We start from the raw sequence: 22,456 nt of genomic DNA, 5'->3' as shown, positions 1-22,456 counted from the left end.
AGAGCTTCGTCGAGTCATCAGCAGCAATGAGATGCTCTCACGGGCTCACGCTGTGCCGGCTGTCGAGACCTCGGGGTAAACACGTACGTATTTCTCATCGACGAGAACGATTTATTTGCTGGTGAAGCCTGCGAATGGGAGCTGGAGTCACCGGAGTTAGCAGTCTTCGCTTAGGCAGGGTAGAGCAGTATTTTCACCCGGATTCTTTCATTTGAAAACACAGTTCTTGATATGAGTGTATCGGATGTCGTAGACTCTCTTTGTCAGGAGTGGCGTAAGGAAGCTGGTGAACTGGAGGATAGACCTGAGGAAATTAAAGAACAGCAAGACAGCTTCTACAAAGGGAGTTGGGATGCTGCCCGTGAACGCGCAGAACCAGATATAAAACGGAAAGCCATAGAGGACTGTATTGAGGATCTCGAAGAGAGTAGCTCGATAGATGAGTTCTTAGAATCGTTAGCGGATTGGCGGAAGGAGGCAAACGAACTGGATAAGAGAATCTTGGACTCGAACGAAGGGTTTAGAAAATCCACACGACGACGGCAGTTAGAGGCTTGAATTGACGAATTCGAGGAGGCGTTCCCCGACGATAATTTTGATGAGTGCTACCGATGCGGATCTCTACAAGTGCCGGTTAGTGATAAAAGACGTAGTGAGGGGTACCGGTGGGAGTGTGAAGAGTGCGGATATTAGCGTACTATGTGCGAACCTTGATGATCTGTATCCGGCGCTTCTGGGCATATTCCTGTGTGACAGGGGAGAATCCAGACGCATTATCTGGAACGAAGCGGTCTACGGGTGCAAGCCGCTCAAAATACTGTTGGACTCTGGTGTGAACGGAACCGACTGCCTCTCATCTATGGTGATTCCGCTATCTAACGTTCGCATCGCAAGGCCAGCTTCACCTGTCGTCACCGATTCTCTGTAGGCTCATATTCCACTTTGTTCCGTAGGAGGTTCTATATGAGACTCGCATTGGAATCGTTCCTCAACCTAGTTACCACTCGGAATTACGCTGCCCTGTTGACTCCAAGCTCCAGAAGAGGGAATTTATCCTCCACGTACTAATTCTCGAGCGTCTAGATCGCCATTGAGGTACTGTTCCCCTTCTCGGGTTATGTCGTAGACACCGTTACCGAGGTGGACAAGAAGCCCGTAGGCTACTAGCGTTTTGCAGCGAGCGTTGATGTGTTGGCGAGAAAAGCGAACGCGACCGCTATCTGCCATTTCCTTGGGAGTGTCGGGGCCCTTTTCAGCGAGATGTTCCAGAATTCGATCATCAGCGCGAGACATCCAGTCAGCATCAAAGCGCATAATCGCTTGTGGTTGCGCCGACGCTATCTCGAACGCGCTACGTCAAGTAGCAAAGCTAAACGCTTCTGTAGTTGACTACAAACCTTTAAACGGCTGCCATCCGACATTCTGAGCGTACAGATGAGTTCTTCACCAGTGGACAGCCCGGCCGAGCCGAATGATCTCCTTGTCGATATTATTGAGACGCTGGAGGCGCGTGGGCTCGATGCCGACGCCTTCCAGCTCCAGGATTACGTCGACGTTGACGCCCTTGACCAGCTCGTGAACGCGCCATATGGAGACGTAGAAGTACGGTTCACGGTCGACGGAATTCGGTTGGCTGTCACACCGGACAGCGTCGACGTTCTGACCGACGAATCGGAAGAATAGGAGCCACAGTAGTCGGTTGCCTGCTAAGTGGTGTATCCGGCTACGATCCGCGCACACCTATGTTGATCGACGAATGCACCGAAACCCGGTGACCACGTCTGTTAAGTGGTCACCAAGTCGTATTATATAAGAATGAACCTGGTGTATCGCGTGGCTAGCCAGTGGTCGGTCACTGTCCTTGGGTTTGTCCTTCTGTTACTTACTCTGGGTCGCGCGATAACTGATACCAACAACCTTGTCGTGGATTTTATCGAAGTATCACTTCCGTTTATTGTCGGAGTTAGCCTCATCATTGGCGGAACTTGGCTGGCACGAACACATCCAACCGACCGTATCATTCAGCTGGCTATGTGGATTCTTGGTGGCGCACTCGTCGGCGTGGCCGTCACCGTCTGGGTACTATTCATCATCTCACTCGAACAAGTACCCGCCGGCGAGCCGACTGTTCTCGTTCTTAATGACGTCGGTCTCTTTATGGCTGCAGGAATCCTGCTCGGCTACTATGCGACCGGTTTCGAAGCACGTGAACACGAGCTCGAACTGTCCGAACAACGGTTTCGCGCCCTGACCGAGAACTCGTCGTTCGCCGTTATTACCTTGCTCCATATGGCAGTTGACGCGGGATGGGCGAGATTCTTGTTTGAGTATTTGGGTTGGCGGTTGTAGCTCGATACTTGGACAACTCTGAGGGGATGGTTTGCGTGGGGTACTCTCATATCGATGTCGGCGAGTTAGGTGATGGCGCTACCAAGGTACCCAAGGAGCCCAACAGTATATCGCGGTAACTCTCATTACGAGTGTGAGGGGTACACCGCCGCGTTCATACCCCTTCGACGGAGAATAGGGTGGCGTCTCTGAGAACAGCCTGCACGCGGCGGTGCCAAGCGTCAGCGAAGGCCTCCCGTTGCTGGTCGCTTGCCGATCCGTCGAGAATCCTCTGGAGGTTCCCGATTGCGGGTCCACCGCTAGGAACGTCGCTGACGTGGTAGGCCACTTCGACGGTCTCGTCCGTGTCGGTTCGCCGGAACCGGAACGTCGGGTCCGCCGTGTCCGGGTCGAACCCGTCGAAGCACAGGAGGTCGCGGCGGCCGCCATAGCCGCCGGCGAGCCCGCTGAATCCGTCATCGCCGGTCGCGCCAGTCACGTACGAGATGATACGGCTCATCACGCCGTACGCAGCATCCTCCTGCGGGCCGGCCGTCTGGACCTCGATTTCGCTCCGGACTGGATAGTCGTCGGGATACAGGGCGTCGAGCCCGAGCTGGACGATCCGGTAGGCGCCCGAGGCAGTCGGACAGGAGTGTCCTGCCTCTTTCACCGCGTCTCTATAAGCGATGACGAACGGCTCGCCCGGTTCGAGGACGTCGAGGGCCTCCGCGACGGGGTCGCGGATTTCGATCGGCTCGACGTCGTAGTCGACCTGCCAATTGGTTCTCGTCTGGGTCGTGTCAGTCGCAGTCGAATTCGATGTCATGAGTTGTGGTTGTGATCGTGTCTCGTGGTCAGTAGCGGAGCAGTCGCATCCCGTTGAGGATGACGAGGAGGACGCTGGCCTCGTGGACCAGCATTCCCGACGCGAGGGTGACGTAGCTGGTGAGCACGCCCGCGAGGAGGACGGTCACGGTCAGCACCGCGATCCCGACGTTCTCGAGGACGTTCCAGCGCGTCGCCTTGCTGAGTTTGACCGCGTACGGGATGCGTTCGAGGTCGTCGGCCATCAACGCCATGTCAGCCGTTTCGATAGCGGTGTCCGTTCCCGCAGCACCCATCGCGATGCCGACATCGGCAGTGGCCAGCGATGGCGCGTCGTTGATGCCGTCGCCGACCATCGCGACGACGTGGCCGTCGGCCTGGTAGCCCTCGATGACGGACTGCTTGTCCTCGGGGAGGAGTTCGGCACGGTACTCGTCGATACCGACCTCCTCGGCAACGGCAGCGGCCGTCCGATCGTTGTCGCCGGTGAGCATCACCGTCTCGATGCCAGCGTCTTGGAGCGCCGCGACGACCCCAGGAGCGGCCTCCCGGAGCTCGTCCCGCATCGCAATCGCGCCGATGATGTCCCCGTCCCGAACGACGTGGACGACTGTCTCGCCGCGCCCCTCACGCTCGCGGACGTAGTCGGCGACCCGATCGGGGACATCGACGTCGCGGTCGTCCAGCAGCGCGCGGTTGCCGACGACGACTTCCTGGCCATCGGCATGGGCGATGACGCCCTTGCCGGCGACCACGTCGAAGTCGTCGGGATCGGGGACCGACCTGCGCCCCACGTCCGTATCGTCCGCTTGGGCGACCGTCGCTCCACCGTCCGTCGCAGCCGTCTGGCGTTCGCGGGCCATGTCGACGATGGCGTCCGCGAGGTGGTGTTCGCTCTTCTTCTCGGCGGTCGCTGCGAGCGAGAGGACGTCGGCGGCGGCGACGCCGAACCCCTCGATGTCGGAGACGGTGGTCTCGCCCTTCGTGAGCGTCCCCGTCTTGTCGAAGGCGACGAGATCGATCTTGCCGGCGCGTTCGAGGTGTTCGCCGCCCTTCATCAGCACGCCCGACCGGGCGGCGTTACCGATGGCCGAGACGATGCTGACCGGTGGCCCGATGACCAGCGCGCCCGGACAGCCGATGACCAGCAGCGTCAGCGACAGGATCGCGTTCTGCGTGACCGCGTACGCGCCGATAGCCAGGGCAATGACGGCCGGCGTGTAGTACTTCGCGAACCGGTCGATGAGACTCTCCGTGGGCGACTGAGCCTCCTGGGCCTCCTCGACGCGACGGATGATCCGTTCGAGAGTCGTATCCGATCCCGCTCCCGTCGTCCGGATTTCTAGCGCGCCCTCCTGGTTGACCGTCCCGGCGTACACCTCGTCGCTGTCGGCCTTGTGGACGGGCGCGCTCTCGCCGGTGACCGGCGCCTGGTTGACTGCGCTCTCGCCGTCGACGACGGTTCCGTCGACCGGGATCTTCCCGCCCGGCTTTACGACGACGACTTCGCCCTCTTCGACATCGCGGGCGGAGACCTCTTGGAGTGTCCCGTCGCGACGGACGGTCGCCGTGTCGGGCGTCATCTCCAGTAGCTCCTGAAGTGCCGTCCGGGTCTTCCGCATCGTCCGGCCTTCGAGGTAGCTGCCAAGGCTGAACAGGAAGACGACGGCGGCGGCTTCCCAGTACTCCCCGATGACGATAGCACCGATGGCGGCCAGCGTCACCAGCGTCTTGATGCCGAGCGTCCGGTTGGTGACCTCGTGGTAAGCGGTCTTGGCGATGTCGTAGCCACCCACGACCGTCGCGAGGACGAGGATGGCGGCGCTTGCCATCTCGAAACTCGTGAGGTAGCCGAGACTCCAGCCACCGCCGTACAGCAGGCCGCTCGTCGCCGTGACGATGGCCTTCCGGTGGTTCCGGTAGTACTGCGTGATCGATTGTTTGTTCATAGTGTTAGGCGGGCTGGGGAGTGTACCCCTGGTTTTCGATGGTCTCTGCGAAGGCGTCGGGGTCAGTGACGCTGTCGTCGTACTCGATCTCGACGCGGCCGGTCGCGTAGTGGACTTCGACGTGCTGGACGCCGTCGACGTTCGACAGGGCGCGTTCGACGGTACTCGCGCAGGTCGGGCAGTCGAAGTCGAGGACGCGGAATTGGGTTGTGTCGCTCATTACAGTTTGAGATAGTGCCCGTACCTCAATAAGTATTTTTTAGATGATATGTTTGAATTCGGATACGGGTCGTTGGAACAGTCAAACGGGTCGTCTAGGGCTTTCGCTATCGCGGGTCCATCCTGTACTGGATACCTCGACAGACACCTACCCGACTCCTGCCCCGCTACCTTTTCCCGCGTGCTCGCGCTCAGTTCTCGTATGAGTGATTCCGATACCGACCACCGTCTCGACGACATCGCGGTGCGAGACACTCGGATTTCGGACGCCATCGACGAGCCGATGCGGGCGATGGTCCTCGACATTCTGTCCGAGGAAGCCCTAACTGCGACCGAGGTCCACGAACGCCTCGACGATCGCGGCATCGACCGGACGGAGAACACGGTCCGCCATCACATCAACGAGCTCCGGGATGCGGGCCTCGTCGACGTCGTTCGCTTCGAGGAGGGGCGTGGTGGGACGACGAAGTACTACAATGATGACGGCTAGCGTCAGTGCTCCGATGACGACGTCGGGAAGCCGACTCGAACAAGTTGTCCGACCGAAATGTCGACCCCACGGCGACTCGTCTGATCCAGAACGATCAACGTCGCAGCACTCGCCACGGGCGTGGCGTTCCCGGCGAGTGTACTCACCGCGGCCAGCAAGTACCACGACTGCGGGTCGGTGACTGTCGTCGATAGCAGCACGACCGCCGGGACATTGCTCACGACGTTCGAGAGTAGAAAGATCACGCCAGCGAACCCGATCCCGCTATCGACTGCACGGAGCNCCGCCGGGACATTGCTCACGACGTTCGAGAGTAGAAAGATCACGCCAGCGAACCCGATCCCGCTATCGACTGCACGGAGCCGGTCCACCAGTGTCGTGCCTTCGAGACTCCCGACGAGAACGAACAGTCCCACGAAGAGGACGAGAATTCCCCAGTCCATCTCCGCGAGAATGTCGTTTCCGGGCACTTTTCGGAACAGCTGCAGCCACGCGAGATGGAGCACACCCATCGAGGCTGCAACGATGCCCGCGTTCGTCGACGGGAACGCAGCCAACAGTACGAACGTCGCGAGCAGAAAGCCACCGCTAGAGAGCGCCCACTGTCGATCGAGGTCAGGCAGCGATACCGTCGATCGGACGGCCGTCCCGTCGTACTGGACGGCCAGGAGAAGACTTGCCACGAGCAACGAGACGAACGCGACCGGAGCCAGCGTCTTCACGAACGCGACGGTCGAGAGGCCGCTCTGACTTAGAATGTACGCGTTCTGGGGGTTACCGAGTGGTGTCGCGAGGCTACCGATGTTCGCCCCGAGAATAACCGCAATCAGCGGTCCGGTCGGCGTCGTATCCGTCCCCTTGACCGCCTGTATCAATACGGGCGTCATCAACAGGACGACCGCGTCGTTGAGTGCGAGCGCGCTCAATCCGGCGGCGACCCAGAGCGTGCCGATGACGAGTCGCCGAACGGTCCCAGTCCGCCGCACGAGGAGTGTGGCTGCCCATGGGTAGAAGCCGCTTCGAGAGAGCGCTTCGACGTGTGCGAGCATCCCGAACAGAAGCAGGATCGTCTCGGTATCGATGCTCGCGAGCGCCTGTTCCGGTGATGTGGCCCCGAGGGCGACGACGACCACCGCCCCGGTTGCCGCCGTGACGGCACGGGTGAGCGGATACACCCGAATCTGGCGAAAAAAGAGCAGGCCGAACGTGAGGCCGACCAAGCCAGTCACCAGTGTTTCGGAGACCATTCAGCGACAGTCAGTCCAGTATCCTTGTGAACCCACCAGATTTCGGTCTGGATTTACGATCCTCTACTGGGGTCATCAACTGGCAGACGCCTCGCGAGTCGTCGGTGACGCGTCCGGTCGTGTAGCTCAGTTTTTGACGTGACGATGTATCCGTCTTCTGTGCCGTTCCAGCCGTCGTCTGCAACCATCTGTGCGGCCTGTTTGAAGCGGTCTATCGTCTGTTGAAGGAGTTGGTGAGCATCATCGCCCACGTCGAGTTTCACGACGGCAGGACGTCGAAACTCGACAGTTACCATATGTATTTATATTTACGAAAGTATAAAAGTTATTTATATGGTGGAACAACTCTAGGGAGTCATCGGTGGTGTAGTCGGTGAATTGCCACACGGAGTTTACGCGATTCGCTCCCGCCTGTTCGTTCCTCGGTTCCGACCAGTCGGAACACTCGTCACTCACGTGAAGGACGGGATTCCTTCGCTGTATCAAGATGGCGGACGCCGGCGTCAAACCGTTGTTCGTCGTTCCCCGACGGAATTGCTGTCGAGTGCGAGCCACATCCTCACAGAGGTCGCGATAGCTTGCCACCGTTTCGTGCCGCTGTTGCAGTGAGTCGAAGCCGACGCCGGTCAACGATATCTCGTTCGCGTCGACGATCCATGCCCTGATTTCCCAGGGGATGAGGTCAATCTTCCCGCCTTCGATCCGGTATTGACCTCCTCCGCGTTGTGTCGGAACGCTCGTCACTCACTGGAAGGCGGGGGTATGCGTTCGCATCTCGATCAATCTCGCCTGCGTTCAAGCTCATCACCTAGCTCCTAATTGACTATATTATCAATTCTCATTATTACATCAATTACTGATACTGATGTATCGGTCGTTCTCTTTTAACTGGTATATGTGATTACGGAATGAAAATTTATAATTGTTAGCTATTCAGGCCTGAGTCCTGTTTCAGTTGGTACAACCGTAAATTAGCTTGATAATGAGCAATACTGGCCATATATCGTTGTTGATTGTTCCGATATTTTCCCCCATAGCTGATTCAGTGGTAGACTACGGCGAGATCGCCCTTAGATAAGGTGTCTTCGGAAGCGATACTCGCTTGAACAATAAATTCTGACTAGAAGGGCCGAGTATATCGATAAATTTTATATTTTTAATGATTATAACTTCTTACTATAATATCTCTGTCAAACCCTCCGCGTCAAATTCTGGCCACCAAAATAACAATCGCCAGTTTCGATATAGATATCTGAGTGGCGTCGCGTCTAGACGACCCTATTAAGCCCCTCCGATACAGACTCCCCTTATGAGCCGACAGCTAGCGTCCGAACAGTCGGATCGACAGAAATCAGCAGACCTGCGCAGCGGCGAGGTGACTGATGGCGTCGAACGTGCCCCGCACCGTGCTATGTTTCGGGCGATGGGATACGACGACGAGGATCTAACCTCGCCGATGGTCGGCATCCCGAATCCTGCAGGAGATATCACACCGTGTAACGTCCACCTTGACGACGTGGCCGACAGCGCGATCGACGGCATCGACCAAGCTGGTGGAATGCCGATCGAATTCGGGACGATCACAATCTCCGACGCGATCTCGATGGGGACCGAAGGCATGAAAGCCTCGCTCATCTCACGGGAGGTGATCGCCGATTCGGTCGAACTCGTCGCCTTCGGCGAACGCATGGACGCACTCGTTACCGTCGCTGGGTGTGACAAAAACCTCCCTGGAATGATGATGGCGGCGATCCGAACCGACTTACCGTCCGTGTTCCTCTATGGCGGATCGATTATGCCTGGCGAACACGACGGCCGCGAGGTAACGATCCAGAACGTCTTCGAGGGTGTCGGGGCGGTCGCCTCAGGAGAGATGTCCGAGGACGACCTCGACGACCTCGAGCGCCACGCCTGTCCCGGTGCCGGCTCCTGTGGTGGGATGTTCACCGCAAACACGATGGCGTCGCTGAGCGAGGCGCTCGGGCTTGCCCCGCTCGGATCTGCCAGCGCGCCCGCTGAGAGTGAGGAACGGTATACTGTCGGGAGGCGAGCCGGTGAACTCGTGCTCGACTGCGTTGAACACGACCGAAAGCCATCCGACATCCTCTCGAAGGAGAGCTTCGAGAACGCGATCGCGCTGCAGGTCGCGATCGGGGGGTCGACCAACGGTATCTTACACCTGCTCGCGCTGTCCGCCGAAGCCGGGATCGACCTCGAGATCGAGGAGTTCGACCGTATCTCTCGGCGCACACCCAAGATCGTAAATCTCCAGCCCGGCGGGGAACGCGTCATGAACGACCTCCACGAAATCGGTGGCGTCCCCGTCGTCCTCCGCCGACTACTGAACGCCGGGTTGATCCACGGCGACGCACTGACAGTGACGGGCCGGACGATCGAAGCAGAACTCGATGAACTCGATCTGCCACCAGACGAGGAGATCGATGTTGATTTCCTGTACTCGGTCGAGGAGCCGATTCATGACGAGGGTGCGATCAAGATCTTGACGGGGAACATCGCGCCCGACGGTGCAGCCCTCAAGGTGACCGCAGACGACAATTTCCATCACGAGGGGCCAGCACGGGTCTTCGAAACCGAGGAAGCTGCCATGCAGTACGTCCAAGACGGCCACATCGAATCGGGTGACGTCATCGTCATCCGCAACGAGGGGCCCCAGGGCGGCCCGGGGATGCGGGAGATGCTCGGCGTCACCGCCGCCGTGGTCGGTGCCGGCCACGAAGACGACGTCGCGATGCTAACGGACGGCCGGTTCTCCGGTGCAACGAGGGGACCGATGATCGGTCACGTTGCCCCCGAAGCCTACGTTGGTGGTCCGATAGCCGCCCTCGAAGACGGCGACCACGTCACCATCGATATCCCGAACCGATCGATCGACGTGGATCTCTCGGACTCCGAGCTAGAGGGCCGACTCGACGACTGGGAGCAACCTGATCCCCCCTATCCATCTGGTGTTTTGGCAAAGTACGGATTCGCGTTCGGGTCGGCGGCAAACGGCGCCGTCACGAATCCCAGCCTCAAGCGCGAGAACTAACAGGATCGAAGCTAGAATTGCCCGGCCTGTTCGCAAGCCGGAGTTCTCGACGCAGCTAGCGAGTAGCTTCCAATCATCACTATCATGAAATACCAGTAACGAACAAATAACAAGAACAAGTCTCACTCCTTGAATTGAAAGAAAGCGAGGAATCGTTCGCCACATTCGCGACAATTAACCCATGCCTTTCCATCGGCGTTCTCCTCTGACTTGATCAGGAAGCTATTCTGTGGGATTATCGCCATAGCTTCCGCATTAAACTCGGGACACCGGGCTGATTGTCCCGTTGGTGGTTTGGACATACCCCACATGTTCGTGGGAGATATTAAAAAAAAAAACTCCGCTACATTAATGCGTGGGGAGCCAGTGGAGCGGGCAGTTCATGTGCAACTCTTCCCTGCGCTCGTGTCATCCATCGCTCAGATACCTGGTATGTGCTCACATAATTCTCTGCTGTGCGTCGACGACCGCGACACTCGCCAGATTTACGATGTCGTTGACTTCGTCGCCACGCTGCAAGACGTGGACTGGCTTGTCCATCCCGACGAGCATCGGACCGATCGCCTCGGCTCCGCCGAGCCGCTGGAGCAGTTTGTATCCGATATTGCCCGCTTCCAAGTTCGGGAACACCAGGATGTTCGCCGGGTCATCGAGGTCGGCGAACTCGTAGGTCCCCTGGAGGATATCCTCAACGACGGCAGTGTCCGCCTGCATTTCGCCGTCGACAGGGAAATCGACATCGGGGTCCTCGCGCAGGCTGGCAGCCGCACGGCGAGGCTTGCGCGTCCCCTCGTTGTCGACCGAGCCGAAATTCGAGTACGACAGCAGGGCGGCCCGCGGCTCGATATTGAACCGCCGGGCTAACTCCGCCGTGTGTTTGGTCACTTCCGCGAGCACTGCCTCGTCGGGCTGTTGGTTGACGGTCGCATCGGCACAGAAGACGACCCGATTCTTGAACGTGAGCATGTAGACGCCAGCCGCGTACTCGGTGTCAGCGGCGGTACCGATGACCTGGAGCGGTGGGCGCAGTGCCGACGGATAGTGATGCATGAGCCCGGTGAGCATTGCGTCGGCATCACCCATCTCGACCATGACCGAACTCAGGTAGTTGCTATCCTGGACGAGTGTGTGTGCTTCGCGGCGCGTAATGCCCTTACGCTGCCGGAGTTCGTAGAGTCGCTCAGCGTACGGGTCAAGATTGGTCTCTGTAGGATCGACGATTTCGGGGTCGACGTCGAGCGCCAGCGTCTCGATAATCGTTTCGATGCGATTGCGGTCGCCGACGAGCACGGGCTCGGCGATACCCTGTTCGACGAGCTGGGCGGCCGCCCGGATCATCTTCTCGTTATCACCCTCGGCCAAGACGACCCGCTTCGGAGCAGTTTTCGCCTTATTTAATACGATCCGCATCATCTCCCGGGACTTCCCGAGTCGGGCCTCCAGTTCTTCGACGTACGCCTCGAGGTCGAGTTCGCGGCGGGCGGCCCCGCTTTCCATCGCTGCTCGCGCAACGGCGGGCGCAAGCTCGAACAGAACCCGTGGGTCTAACGGCTTGGGGAGGATGTACTCGGACCCGAACTGCAACGGTTGATCGCCGTAGGCTTTGACAACGGCATCCGGGACGTCCTGGCGGGCGAGGTCTGCGAGGGCCCGAGCGGCGGCGACCTTCATCTCTTCATTGATTTCGGTAGCCCGCACGTCGAGTGCCCCCCGGAAGATGAAGGGGAACCCGAGCACGTTGTTCACCATATTCGGGTAGTCCGATCGGCCCGTAGCCATGATCACGGTGTCATCGCGAGCCTCCTTAGCCGTCTCGTAGTCGATCTCAGGATCCGGGTTTGCCAGCGCGAAGATGATGGGGTCGTCCGCCATCGATCGAACCATCGCTTGATCGACGATACCGCCCACCGACAGCCCGACGAACACGTCCGCGCCGATCATCGCATCGCTGAGGTCGCCGTCGGAGACGTCGCGCGTGAACTCGCGTTTATATTCGTTGACGCCATCCGTCTCGACGCGATGCTCCGTAATGATCCCCGATGAATCACACATCGTGATATTGTCCCGAGAGACACCGAGTGAGACGTAAAAGCGAGCTGTTGCGATGGCAGCAGCACCCGCCCCAGAGAAGACTATCTCGAGATCTTCGAGGCGTTTCTCCGCGATAGCGGCGGCGTTGAGCAGTGCCGCACCACTGATGATCGCCGTCCCGTGCTGGTCATCGTGGAAGACAGGGATATCTAGCTCCTCGCGGAGTCGCTCTTCGAGTTTGAAACACTTGGGGGCCTTGATGTCTTCGAGGTTGATTCCCCCAAAGGTCGGTTCCATCGAGGCAATCGCACGGCTCATCGCGTCTGTGTCAGCTTCATCGAGTTCGATGTCGAAGACGTCGATGTCTGCGAAGCGCTTGAACAGGACGCCCTTCCCCTCCATGACGGGTTTCGAGGCTTGTGCACCGATATCGCCTAATCCGAGGACCGCACTGCCATCCGAAACGACGCCCACGAGATTGCCCTTCGCCGTATAGGTGAACGCATCTGCCGGGGTGTCACGGATGGCGCGGCACGGGGCAGCGACACCTGGCGAGTATGCTAGGCTCAGATCCCGTTGTGTATTCGTTGGTTTCGTCGTCGAGATCTCGATCTTCCCGGCTGGCGGCGTTCGATGGTACTCCAGAGAGTCCTCGTCTAATCCCATAGTACAGAGTTTTTACGTATCGGCTAAAAGGTGCCTATCTTCCTGTGCCAGTATTCAGTGGTGTCAGTCCCCTAACGCCCCTGATCAGGGAATTGGACTCGATTGCTGGTTGCGCTACGGAGCCTATCGCGGAGGTCCGCTGCCGTCTCGAGAGGAACCCGAACCGTGAACCGAACGTCCGCCTCGTAGTCGGCATCGAACTCGACGTCAGCACTCTCCAAGATCGAACGAACCGTCCCAGAGTCATCGTATGCGACGGCGATGGCGAACCGTTCGTGGGGACGCTCCTCAATCACTCCAGCGTCCGTGATGGCATCGGTCGTCGCCCGGGCGTAGGCCCGAGCCAGTCCGCCAATACCCAGGTTCGTCCCGCCGTAGTAGCGGGTGATGACCACGACCACGTTTCGCAACTCCTGGCCTTGAAGGACGTTTAGAGCGGGTTTCCCGGCCGATCCCGAGGGTTCGTCAGCGTCGCTCGCGTACTCCCGGAGGAATCCCTCATCTGTGGACCCTCCGGCTGTCGGTTCCGCAGGCACGCGGTAGGCCGGGACGTTGTGTGTCGCGTCGTCGTACTCCTCCTGGATCTCCTCGATGAACGACTCCGCGGCGTCAACCGACTCCGCCGGGGCGACATGGCCGATAAACTCCGATCCCTGGACTGTGAACCGTGTCTGACCACGGCCGCCGACAGTCCGATAGGTATCAGCCATACGGTAATCATGACTGTGGTTCTGGAAATCACTGTCGCTCAAAAGTAGATTACATCATCTCTACACCATCGATTGGCTATCCATAATTTCATCCACGAGGGGTTCATTCGTGACCTATGGTCGAAAAAGCGGACGTTCAGCTGGAACTTGCACAAGAAAGGACCCGGCTAGCACGCGAGCGGACCATCCTGGCCCATATCAGAACTGGCTTCGCCTCGTTTCTCTTTGGAGCAGCCGTCCTCGGGTTATTTGGTGACTCACTTTCTTTCGTCGGGACGGCGTTCATTCTCGTTGGTATTGTATTTCTTGCTACCAGCGGGATATCGTACCTTCGGAGCAATCAGCGTGTTAGCCATCTCCTCGACGATATCGAACGTCCGTTCCATCGGAACGGATAGCAACGGACCTGCCTCGTTTCGGTGTCAGAATCAGTCCCTTTTCCCCGCGGTATTCCACGCTGAACTGCCGTTCTCCGACTGATAAGAGCTGTAACCCGAAAGTGTATCGGCATCCAGGGTAACAACCCCTAAGCGGTTGTCGCTTAACCCAGGCACAACTCCAATCCACCAGAATATCCTCTGACTTCAACGGCAAACTCGTTACTCAGCTCCTCGAACAACGTGGCCGTATTTCAGCAGAGCGACGAACGTCACGCCGCCGAATGCGTTTCCGACCGTCGCAAGGAGAACGAACTCGAGATAGTCCAGGACAGAGATCGATGATGCGGTGAACACACCAAAGAGCACCTCGACGTTCCCCGCGATAGAGTGCGGCAGGTGCAGGATCCCGATCATCGCAGTGATGACCCAGATGACGATCATTTGGCTCGTCGTCTCCTGAGCGGCGGTGATCAGCCAGGCCAGCAACCCCATCAGCCACCCGGCGAACACCGCACCGACGAACAGTCGCTGTACGTCAGCGAAGACAAGATTCGACGCGATTGCTTCGAAGGCGGCCGGTGTAACGACTCCCAGGCCTGGGAGCAGAACGACGACGAGGAGTGTAAACACGACCCCGCCGACGATGTTCCCAACGTAGACCAGTCCCCAGAGCCGAGTGAGCTGCCGCATCGTTGCTTGCCCGTCGAGTACAGGCATCACGGCGAGGGTGGTGTGTTCGGTGAACAGCTCCGATTGACCTAGGATGACGAAGAGGAACCCGATGGAGTACACGCTCGCCATGAGTAACTCCGTCGGGAGGTCCCCAAAGCCACCGGGGGAGAGTGTCAGTACCACGCCCATCATGAGCGGGCCGAATCCAATATCGAGACCAGCCGAGAACCCAGAGAGTAACAGGCCGGACGTCTGGCGGTTGATCTCGTTGAGGCCGCCGTCGATCAACAACTCGAGGACCTCGCGCGTTGGGGTCTGTCTCATGCAGCGGCACCTCTCAATTTCGTGTTCATGTACGTATGCACGTCTGTACCGTATCGTTGAGCAAGGTGGTATCCAAAGGTTCCTATCTTTCCGCGAGATTCCTCTCGCAGTTCCGCAGTGGGTCGAGACGCTTGTCCTCAAACGGGGATGGGCCCGTGACGTTGTGACGAGTCTTGTGACGGGCTTGGTCGTACAAATCCACACCAACAACGGGATATTTATCCCCGGGAACGTGAATCAGATACTAACTCGATGGTTTCAGTAGCTGAGCTATTTGTTCGAGTCGCTGGTGAAAACCCCGTAATCCAGGGGTTTGTCGGTGGCATCGTTATCGCGGGACTCAATTTGTTCGGCGCGTTGTTGGTGTTCGTCTGGCGCGACCCGTCAGAACGGACGCTCGATGGTGCCCTCGGGTTTGCAGCCGGTGTGATGCTGGCCGCAGCCTTCACGAGCCTCATCATCCCCGGAATCGAGCAATATTCTGGCGGAAATCCGATTCCGACGCTGGTCGGCATCGTACTCGGCGTCATCTTTCTCGATCAAGCCGACCGGCTCGTCCCACACGCACACTACTTGCTGACCGGGCGCAGACGGGCAGATGAGGCCAACCCCAGTACGTCCCTCCCAGTCGCTAACGAACGACTGGTTCCCGTCGTGCTGTTCATTTTAGCGATTACACTTCACAATATGCCAGAAGGACTGGCAGTCGGCGTCGGGTTCGGCTCTGGGGACATTGATAATGCAATTTCGTTGATGCTGGCGATCGGCATCCAAAATATTCCTGAAGGGCTTGCCGTCTCGGTCGCGGCGATCAACGCTGGGCTCGATCGTCGCTCCTATGCCGTCTTCGCTGGGTTGCGGTCGGGAATCGTCGAAATCCCGCTCGCGGTGCTGGGTGCCCTGGCGGTTAATGTTGTCGAGCCGCTCCTCCCGTATGCGATGGGGTTCGCCGCGGGCGCAATGCTGTTTGTGATCTCCGACGAAATCATCCCCGAGACTCATACGCATGGCTACGAGCGGACCGCCACACTCGGGGTGATGGCTGGCGTCATCGTGATGCTGTATCTTGACGTCAGTTTGGGCTAAATACAGCCGATCGCAAAACAGGACGAGGTTCTAGATAGCACCGCTATACCGTCTGAGCAAGGTGTATGGTAACGCGACACAGAATACTACTATAGGTCTGGAATCGAAAGCCGAATTTAGTAATGAATAAGCAAGCGTTCCTGCACCTCCATGGGCTCCTGGCAGAAGTATTAGAACAGTACGAATCACGGATATCAGGCGATCTTGAACTCACCGAGTACGAGACGCTCGATACCCGACCAACGTCGATCCACAAATCGAAAGACGACCACAAGGCTGCTATGTTTGCGCTCGCACGGGATATCACGTCCGACATGGAGATGGATTCAGAAACCGAACCGGTCGCTCCAACTGCCGACTGATTCTTTGAGCGATGTTCTAGCGGTACACCCGACAGTACTTAGCTGCGTCTGACGCAATGACCGCTTCGCGTGGCGACAAGTCCCTATATCGGATCACCGTGGTGTTCGGGCAAGAGATCTCCCTCCAAATACGACGATCGTGACCGAAGATTTCATCGCAGAGACTGGGCCTGTAACTGGTTCGGAAACCCTTAAGCAGGCTATCTGCCTGAATAGTACTATGAGTACTGAGTTATCAGCTTCGCGAATCCGGAGAACGGTGGTGATTCCCCACACGGTCGGTAGCCAGCAGAGTACCCGAACGACGTACGGGAACCCACGATGGCAGGTTCACGATGATGTGCTGACCAGATCGGTGAACCAGAGACGCAATGGACGAACCCACTCATATCATGGACATCACTCCCGTCTCGAAGCTGGTTATATATGAAATTCGGGTATTCTGAAACCTGCCTCGACCACGAAACAGGGCCACGTCATCCCGAAAACTCGGACAGACTGCGGGCCATTCGGCGGGCACTTTCAGACTACAACGACGTCGAGTACGTCGACGCGGCTCCAACGACACGTGACCGTATTCTTGCGGTGCACGACGAGGACTACGTCGCCGAGTTCGAATCGTTCTGTGCGTCTGGCGGAGGGAACTGGGACGCCGACACCGTCGCTGTTGAGAGCACGTGGGAGGCAAGCCTCGCCAGCGCTGGTCTTGCCGAGTGGGCCGCCAAAACGGCCCTTGACCGACGAACCGAGCGATTTCCTCCGTTCTCACTCGGCCGGCCGCCGGGTCACCATGCTGTCGAAGATGACGCGATGGGCTTTTGCTTCTTCAATAACGTCGCAATCGCTGCCAGGTCCGTCATCGATGCCGGGACCGCTGAGCGGGTGGCAATCATCGATTGGGACGTCCATCACGGGAATGGGACACAGGAGGTCTTCTACGACGACGGCAGCGTCTTCTACGTCTCGTTCCACGAGGACGGACTCTATCCAGGCACTGGCTTCGTTGAAGAAACCGGCACAGGTGACGGCACGGGGACGACACTGAATGTGCCGTTCCCACCTGGAACGACTGAATATGGTTATCTCACTGCGATCGACGAGGTGGTCGGCCCCGAACTACTCGCGTTCGATCCTGATTTGCTTCTGGTGAGTGCCGGCTTCGACGCACACAGATATGATCCGATTTCGCGGATGTCCGTTTCAACCGACGGGTATGGCTTACTGACCCAGCAGGTTCGAGAGATTGCGGCCAGCACCGGTGCTGCTCTGGGGTTTGTGCTCGAAGGCGGCTACAGTCTCGATACACTCTCCGAAAGCATCCAGGTGGTATATGACGTCTGCAGTGGCTATCAGCCAACTACGGAAGACTGTGAGGTATCTGACGCTGCTCGCAACGTCATTGATAGCCTCATAACACAATTCGAGTAGACGAATTCAAGAGGATGAACCCACCTCTCTCGGCCAATTTTCCGTGTGGTCTGAGCGACGCGACAAGTGGAGACAGCTCGCTATTCGAATCGACGCAACGGGACGATTATCATTCTGTCATCGTTCGATTTCGAAGTCACCGACTGAGACTTTCTCTCGGAAAACAGCCAACGATAGCTCGAGTGTATCTTGGAGGCCCTCTAAGTGGACCTGGCCATCCTCTACACCCATATACCAAAAGACCTCATTCGTTCGAGTATGATATAGAGACTGACCGCCCCAGATGAGTTGTCCGTTGATTTCAAGCGTCTGATGTCGGTGAGGCATTCCTAGTGTCTATTGATTATTTAGAGTTGGCTTAGTAGTTTGGTCAATGGAAGACTACGCGCGAGTTCCGGCCCTCCCAAAAGAACGACTCAGGGAATACCGAATCAGTCGTCGGCCGGAGCGGCGCCGCCCTCGTCGTGTTGCATCTTCGTGTGCGAGAGTTTCCCACCGGCCGCGAGAATCTCTCGTTCACGCTCGGATGCGTCAAGGTGCCCGGACGCGTCCCAGTCGCCGTTGACACGGATGGTGAACTCCTCTTGACCGGAGCGAACAGCGTCGGCGGCATTGTCGACGATTTCGATCTCGTCGCCCTGCTCGATTCGCTCGTAAGTGTCCTCGTCGATCTCGAGCGGGACGATGCCGAAGTTGAAGAGATTCGCCTTGTGGATTCGGGCGAAACTCTGGGCGAGAACAGTCTCAACCCCGAGATACATCGGACAGAGAGCGGCGTGTTCGCGCGAGGATCCCTGTCCGTAGTTCTCCCCAGCAACGAGGACGCCGCCATCAGCCTCGAGCGCACGCTGGGAAAACGTCTCGTCGATTCGCGAGAGCGTAAATTCCGAGAGTTTTGGGATGTTCGACCGGTACATCAGGACGTCCTGGGTCGCCGGGAGAATGTGATCCGTGGTGACGTTGTCTCCCATCTTCAACAACGCTTCACCACCGACCGCCGTCTCTAGCGGATCTTTCAGCGGCACGTCGGCGATGTTCGGCCCCTTGATGAGCTCGTCGTCGACCGCCTCATCGGGCGCGATCAGATCGGCGTCGGAACTCTCGATGTATGTCTCGGGTAACTCGACGCCGGGAGCTTCGAGGTCGTCCAGCTGCTCGGCAAGCGTTCGTGGATCGATAATTTCGCCCTTGATCGCGGCTGCGGCCGCGACTTCCGGCGAGCAGAGGTAGACCGAGTCGTCTTCGAGACCGGAGCGCCCCTCGAAGTTCCGGTTGAAGGTTCGCAACGAGACGGAGTCGGAGGCGGGCACGTGGCCGATACCGATACAGGCACCACACGTGGATTCCGAGAAGTTGACGCCAGCAGCCATCAGTTCCGCCGTCCAGCCCTGCCGCGCCAACATTTCGGAGGCTTTCTTCGAGCCCGGCGCGACGATCATCTCGGTTTTCTTCTCGATGGTTCGCCCGTCCAGCATCTTCGCAGCAGGGAGGATATCCTCGTAGCCGCCGTTCGTACAGGAGCCGATCATGACCTGATCGACCGTCGTCCCCGCGACTTCGGAGACCGGAACGACGCTGTCAGGCATCGACGGTGTGGCGATGAGCGGTTCGAGATCCGCGAGATCGACGACGATCTCGTCGTCGTACTCGGCGTCCTCGTCGGGGCCGATTTCGACGAAGTCGTCCTCGCGTCCGAGGCGTTCGAGGTAGTCCTGTGTCTGGTGGTCGCTCGGGAAAATCGAGGTGGTCGCACCGAGTTCGGTTCCCATGTTCGTGATGGTGGTCCGTTCGGGGACGGTCAGGGTCTCGACGCCGGGGCCGGTGTATTCGAGCACCTTGCCGACGCCGCCCTTGACCGACAGGCGACGGAGCAGTTCGAGGATGACGTCTTTGGCTGTGGCCCACTCCGGCAACGCGCCTTCGAGACGGACGCTGACGACTTCGGGCATGTCGATGTAGTACGCGCCGCCGCCCATGGCGACAGCCACGTCCAGCCCACCGGCACCGATCGCGAGTTCGCCCAGGCCGCCAGGCGTCGGCGTGTGCGAGTCCGACCCGAGCATCGTCTTGCTGGGCGCGGCGAAGTTCTCCTTGTGCACGTTGTGGCAGATACCGTTCCCCGGGCGCGAGAAGTGCGCGCCGAACGTGCCCGCGGCTGAACGCAGGAAGCGGTGGTCGTCCGTGTTCTTGAAGTCGAACTGGTACGTCTGGTGATCACAGTACTGTGCGGCGAGGTCTGTCTGGACGTCGTCGAGGTCGAGCGCCTCGAACTGGAGCCAGACCAACGTCCCAGTCGTGTCCTGTGTGAGTACCTGATCGATCTCGATGCCGATTTCCTCGCCAGGAGTCAGTTCCCCGTCGACGAGATGGTTGTCGAGAATCTTTTCTGTAAGCGTCTGTCCCATACGTATAGTCGTCGAGAGTGTGGGAGCATAAACCCCGCGTCTGCCGCCTATCGTCAGCTGAAACCGTCTCTGATGGCTATACCAGCGTTTTGCCCGTATTTGTCGCGCTTTTCACTCTGCTGGTCTCATCTCAACCGAGGCGGCGAAAGAACCGTCGGATACGCGGGAATCGATGGGTGTCCGTGGCTTCCTGGCGTATCTCGTCTATCTCCTCGAGCGTGGGATCTGCAGGCGAGATGGTTCCGTCGCGGAATCGGGTATCGAGAGAGATGATGAGGGATTCAGCTGCTGTCAGTGCCGCATCCTGTGTGCTGTATTCCTCGAGTGAGTAGTCGTGACGGACCTGAGTTGCTGCTGTTCGATTGATCGTCGAGAGCTGGAGCGTGTACTCTTCAGCATCCGCTGATCGCTGAAGGAGAGATACAATAAACGTCGTCGTGGTGGACGGAGTGCACTGAAATTCCACCAGAGCTGAGCGCTGTTGCTCTTCCTCGGGTCGCTGGCTCCACCCCGATGGAAGCTCGAGTTCCATTGTAGCGTTCAACCGCTCCGATTAACCGTTATTCATCCGCCGTCACCACCAACAACTGGGATTCACCATTTGTTGGGTATGGGATCAGGCTAGCATTTCGATGTGTTCAGCAACCCGATTGGCGAACTCACTGGTCGCGACCTTCTCACCGCCGTCGATCTGCCGGTGGATATCGTACGTGACGTATTTTTCCGAGATTGTGGCTTCGACAGCGTCACGGATGAGATCGGCAGCATCGTCCCACCCGAGGTATTCGAACATGATGCGTCCGGAGAGAATCATCGCCGAGGGATTCACCTTGTCCTGACCGGCGTACTTCGGAGCCGAACCGTGAACCGGTTCGGCCAGGATCCGTCCATCGCCGATGTTGGCACCGGGTGCGATACCGAGCCCACCGATCTGGGCGCCACACGCGTCCGAGAGGTAGTCGCCGTTCAGATTCGGCATCGCGAGGACGTCGTACTCGTCGGTGCGAGTCAGCAGCTGCTGGAGCATGTTATCGGCGATCCGGTCGTTGACGACCACTGCGTCTTCGGGGGCCTCCCCATCGCGTTCCTCCCAGAGCGTGTCTTCCGTGATGACCTCGTCACCGTATTCCTCTTCTGCGACCTCGTAGCCCCAGTCACGGAACGCCCCTTCGGTGTACTTCATGATGTTGCCCTTGTGAATGAGGGTGACCGAATCGCGGTCGTTCTCGAGGGCGTAGTCGATGGCTTTCCGAACCAGCCGCTTGGTACCGAACTCGGAGATGGGCTTCAGTCCGATCCCGACAGGACCGTCGTGGATCATCTCGTCGTAGCCCATCTCCTCCTCGACGAATTCGCGAACCTGCTGGACCTCCTCAGTCTCGGCTTCCCACTCGATACCGACGTAGACGTCCTCGGTGTTCTCCCGGAAGTTGACCATGTCCATCTGCTCCGGGTTCTTGACAGGCGACGGGACGCCATCGAGATAATAGGTCGGCCGGACGTTCGTGTAGAGATCGAGTTCCGTACGCAGCGCGACGTTTAAACTGCGGTAGCCGGCGCCGACCGGTGTCGTAAGCGGTCCCTTGATAGCGACGTTGAATTCCCTGATTGCGTCGATGGTTTCTGCGGGGAGATTCTCACCGTACTTGTCGCGGGCACTCTCGCCGGCATAGAGCCGCATCCAGTTAATTTCGCGGCCCGTTTCTTCTGCTGCCGTGGTAAGTACCGTCTGGGCTGCAGGGGCGACGTCTGGACCGATGCCATCACCGTAGATGATCGGGATAATCGGATTGTCCGGAACGGACAGCTCGTCGGTTTCGGCGTTCTGGATCGTGATTTTCTCACCGCTATCGGGAACGTCGATTCTGTCGTTGGTCATTCCCCTCAGCGTGCGAGGGCAAGTAGCAAAAGACCTGTGTTTCCTCTGTCTGACTCAGCTATTGATAGAGACCGTCCCAGGGATTGTTGAGCAAATCGAGCTCCCTGAGTCGAGAATGTACCGTTTCAAGCGCGCTCTGTGCATTATCCCGCGTTTTGGCGCCTGTAATCACTAGTTTCCCGCTTCCGAAGAGCAACACAACGACCGGTGGTGACGTCAATCGATACACGAGGCCGGGGAATTGCTCAGGTCATCCGTCTTTAGTTAAGCGAGAAACCGCGTGATAGCGGCGGCTTATCGAGGCACCTTTCGGAAGGAATGAGGAAGTCCAGTCTGTGCACGACAAGGACTCCTCATCTCGGATTATGCGTCGGCTCACTACACTGTTTCCCTCTGAGTTCCT

General features: G+C 58.3%; 22 protein-coding genes and 2 pseudogenes. 10 read left to right on the top strand and 14 right to left on the bottom strand.

Features of this window, described 5'->3' with window-relative positions; translation table 11 throughout:
* Positions 1-231: 231 nt before the first annotated feature.
* Together C487_RS20460 and C487_RS20455 are read left to right on the top strand one after the other, a co-directional pair.
* Positions 232-558 (top strand): hypothetical protein, encoded by a 327-nt coding sequence (locus C487_RS20460; RefSeq protein WP_050052093.1) that lies wholly within the window; start codon positions 232-234, stop codon positions 556-558.
* Positions 559-598: 40 nt separating this feature from the next.
* Complete coding sequence (locus C487_RS20455) at positions 599-928, top strand: hypothetical protein (RefSeq protein ID WP_152422525.1); 330 nt, start codon at positions 599-601, stop codon at positions 926-928.
* A 122-nt stretch (positions 929-1,050) separates the two neighbouring features.
* Here the strand turns inward: C487_RS20455 and C487_RS21590 are convergent, their stop codons facing one another.
* Entirely contained in the window at positions 1,051-1,314 is a 264-nt protein-coding gene (locus tag C487_RS21590; protein ID WP_006186943.1) for a hypothetical protein, read from the bottom strand.
* 120 nt (positions 1,315-1,434) lie between these two features.
* Between C487_RS21590 and C487_RS16395 the strand changes: the two genes are divergently transcribed.
* Both C487_RS16395 and C487_RS16390 read left to right on the top strand, forming a co-directional pair.
* A complete protein-coding gene (locus C487_RS16395; RefSeq protein ID WP_049908218.1) occupies positions 1,435-1,683 on the top strand; it encodes a HalOD1 output domain-containing protein in 249 nt (82 codons plus the stop codon).
* A 132-nt stretch (positions 1,684-1,815) separates the two neighbouring features.
* Positions 1,816-2,349, top strand: coding sequence for a hypothetical protein (locus C487_RS16390; RefSeq protein ID WP_006186941.1), 534 nt, complete (start codon positions 1,816-1,818; stop codon positions 2,347-2,349).
* A 154-nt stretch (positions 2,350-2,503) separates the two neighbouring features.
* Here C487_RS16390 and C487_RS16385 read toward each other — a convergent pair whose 3' ends face one another.
* The 3 genes from C487_RS16385 to C487_RS16375 are packed head-to-tail and all read right to left on the bottom strand — an operon-like array spanning position 2,504 to position 5,325.
* Positions 2,504-3,157 carry a hypothetical protein gene (locus tag C487_RS16385; protein WP_006186940.1) on the bottom strand — a complete coding sequence of 218 codons (654 nt, stop codon included), beginning with the start codon at positions 3,155-3,157 and terminating at the stop codon, positions 2,504-2,506.
* A gap of 28 nt (positions 3,158-3,185) precedes the next feature.
* Positions 3,186-5,105 carry a heavy metal translocating P-type ATPase gene (locus tag C487_RS16380; RefSeq protein WP_006186939.1) on the bottom strand — a complete coding sequence of 640 codons (1,920 nt, stop codon included), beginning with the start codon at positions 5,103-5,105 and terminating at the stop codon, positions 3,186-3,188.
* A gap of 4 nt (positions 5,106-5,109) precedes the next feature.
* Positions 5,110-5,325: a heavy-metal-associated domain-containing protein gene (locus C487_RS16375; RefSeq protein ID WP_004048661.1), complete on the bottom strand. Its 216-nt coding sequence runs from the start codon at positions 5,323-5,325 to the stop codon at positions 5,110-5,112.
* Between the two features lie 48 nt (positions 5,326-5,373).
* Here C487_RS16375 and C487_RS22095 point away from each other — a divergent pair.
* Positions 5,374-5,802: pseudogene (locus C487_RS22095) on the top strand (winged helix-turn-helix domain-containing protein); the annotation flags it as partial.
* A gap of 14 nt (positions 5,803-5,816) precedes the next feature.
* Here C487_RS22095 and C487_RS16365 read toward each other — a convergent pair.
* From C487_RS16365 to C487_RS22255, 3 genes are read right to left on the bottom strand one after another with little or no spacing between them, the layout of a single operon-like run.
* Positions 5,817-7,061: an ArsB/NhaD family transporter gene (locus C487_RS16365; protein ID WP_006186937.1), complete on the bottom strand. Its 1,245-nt coding sequence runs from the start codon at positions 7,059-7,061 to the stop codon at positions 5,817-5,819.
* Between the two features lie 53 nt (positions 7,062-7,114).
* Positions 7,115-7,357, bottom strand: coding sequence for a hypothetical protein (locus tag C487_RS19795; protein WP_206538385.1), 243 nt, complete (start codon positions 7,355-7,357; stop codon positions 7,115-7,117).
* Entirely contained in the window at positions 7,302-7,805 is a 504-nt protein-coding gene (locus C487_RS22255; protein WP_434783259.1) for a DUF7260 family protein, read from the bottom strand. Before C487_RS22255 ends, C487_RS19795 begins: the two co-directional genes overlap by 56 nt.
* A gap of 565 nt (positions 7,806-8,370) precedes the next feature.
* Here C487_RS22255 and ilvD point away from each other — a divergent pair.
* On the top strand, positions 8,371-10,110 hold the full coding sequence (gene ilvD / locus C487_RS16360; RefSeq protein ID WP_015299350.1) for a dihydroxy-acid dehydratase: 1,740 nt from the start codon (positions 8,371-8,373) through the stop codon (positions 10,108-10,110).
* 438 nt (positions 10,111-10,548) lie between these two features.
* Here the strand turns inward: ilvD and C487_RS16355 are convergent, their stop codons facing one another.
* A complete protein-coding gene (locus tag C487_RS16355; protein ID WP_006182462.1) occupies positions 10,549-12,807 on the bottom strand; it encodes an NADP-dependent malic enzyme in 2,259 nt (752 codons plus the stop codon).
* A gap of 71 nt (positions 12,808-12,878) precedes the next feature.
* Entirely contained in the window at positions 12,879-13,517 is a 639-nt protein-coding gene (locus C487_RS16350) for an IMPACT family protein (RefSeq protein WP_006182461.1), read from the bottom strand.
* A 116-nt stretch (positions 13,518-13,633) separates the two neighbouring features.
* Between C487_RS16350 and C487_RS16345 the strand changes: the two genes are divergently transcribed.
* Entirely contained in the window at positions 13,634-13,915 is a 282-nt protein-coding gene (locus C487_RS16345) for a DUF202 domain-containing protein (protein WP_006182460.1), read from the top strand.
* Between the two features lie 201 nt (positions 13,916-14,116).
* Here C487_RS16345 and C487_RS16340 read toward each other — a convergent pair whose 3' ends face one another.
* Positions 14,117-14,893, bottom strand: a complete 777-nt coding sequence (locus C487_RS16340; protein ID WP_006182459.1) for a formate/nitrite transporter family protein — start codon at positions 14,891-14,893, stop codon at positions 14,117-14,119.
* Positions 14,894-15,145: 252 nt separating this feature from the next.
* On the opposite strand from C487_RS16340, the gene C487_RS16335 reads away from it, so the two are divergent.
* The 3 genes from C487_RS16335 to C487_RS16325 all read left to right on the top strand — a co-directional run bounded on the left by C487_RS16335 (position 15,146) and on the right by C487_RS16325 (position 17,769).
* Complete coding sequence (locus C487_RS16335) at positions 15,146-15,979, top strand: ZIP family metal transporter (protein ID WP_006186936.1); 834 nt, start codon at positions 15,146-15,148, stop codon at positions 15,977-15,979.
* Between the two features lie 122 nt (positions 15,980-16,101).
* Positions 16,102-16,341, top strand: a complete 240-nt coding sequence (locus C487_RS16330; protein WP_006186935.1) for a UPF0058 family protein — start codon at positions 16,102-16,104, stop codon at positions 16,339-16,341.
* Positions 16,342-16,767: 426 nt separating this feature from the next.
* Positions 16,768-17,769, top strand: a complete 1,002-nt coding sequence (locus C487_RS16325) for a histone deacetylase family protein (RefSeq protein ID WP_006186934.1) — start codon at positions 16,768-16,770, stop codon at positions 17,767-17,769.
* A 431-nt stretch (positions 17,770-18,200) separates the two neighbouring features.
* On the opposite strand, the gene C487_RS16320 is transcribed toward C487_RS16325, so the two are convergent.
* The 4 genes and pseudogenes from C487_RS16320 to C487_RS19780 all read right to left on the bottom strand — a co-directional run.
* On the bottom strand, positions 18,201-20,174 hold the full coding sequence (locus C487_RS16320; RefSeq protein ID WP_006186933.1) for an aconitate hydratase: 1,974 nt from the start codon (positions 20,172-20,174) through the stop codon (positions 18,201-18,203).
* Between the two features lie 130 nt (positions 20,175-20,304).
* Entirely contained in the window at positions 20,305-20,706 is a 402-nt protein-coding gene (locus C487_RS16315; protein ID WP_006186932.1) for a hypothetical protein, read from the bottom strand.
* A gap of 84 nt (positions 20,707-20,790) precedes the next feature.
* Positions 20,791-22,053 carry an isocitrate dehydrogenase (NADP(+)) gene (icd, locus tag C487_RS16310; RefSeq protein WP_006186931.1) on the bottom strand — a complete coding sequence of 421 codons (1,263 nt, stop codon included), beginning with the start codon at positions 22,051-22,053 and terminating at the stop codon, positions 20,791-20,793.
* A 58-nt stretch (positions 22,054-22,111) separates the two neighbouring features.
* Positions 22,112-22,303, bottom strand: a pseudogene (locus tag C487_RS19780) (TATA-box-binding protein); the annotation flags it as partial.
* Between the last annotated feature and the right edge of the window lie 153 nt (positions 22,304-22,456).

This window comes from Natrinema pallidum DSM 3751 (assembly GCF_000337615.1).
Taxonomy (GTDB): Archaea; Halobacteriota; Halobacteria; order Halobacteriales; family Natrialbaceae; genus Natrinema; species Natrinema pallidum.
This window is presented reverse-complemented; position numbering and strand designations above follow the sequence as displayed.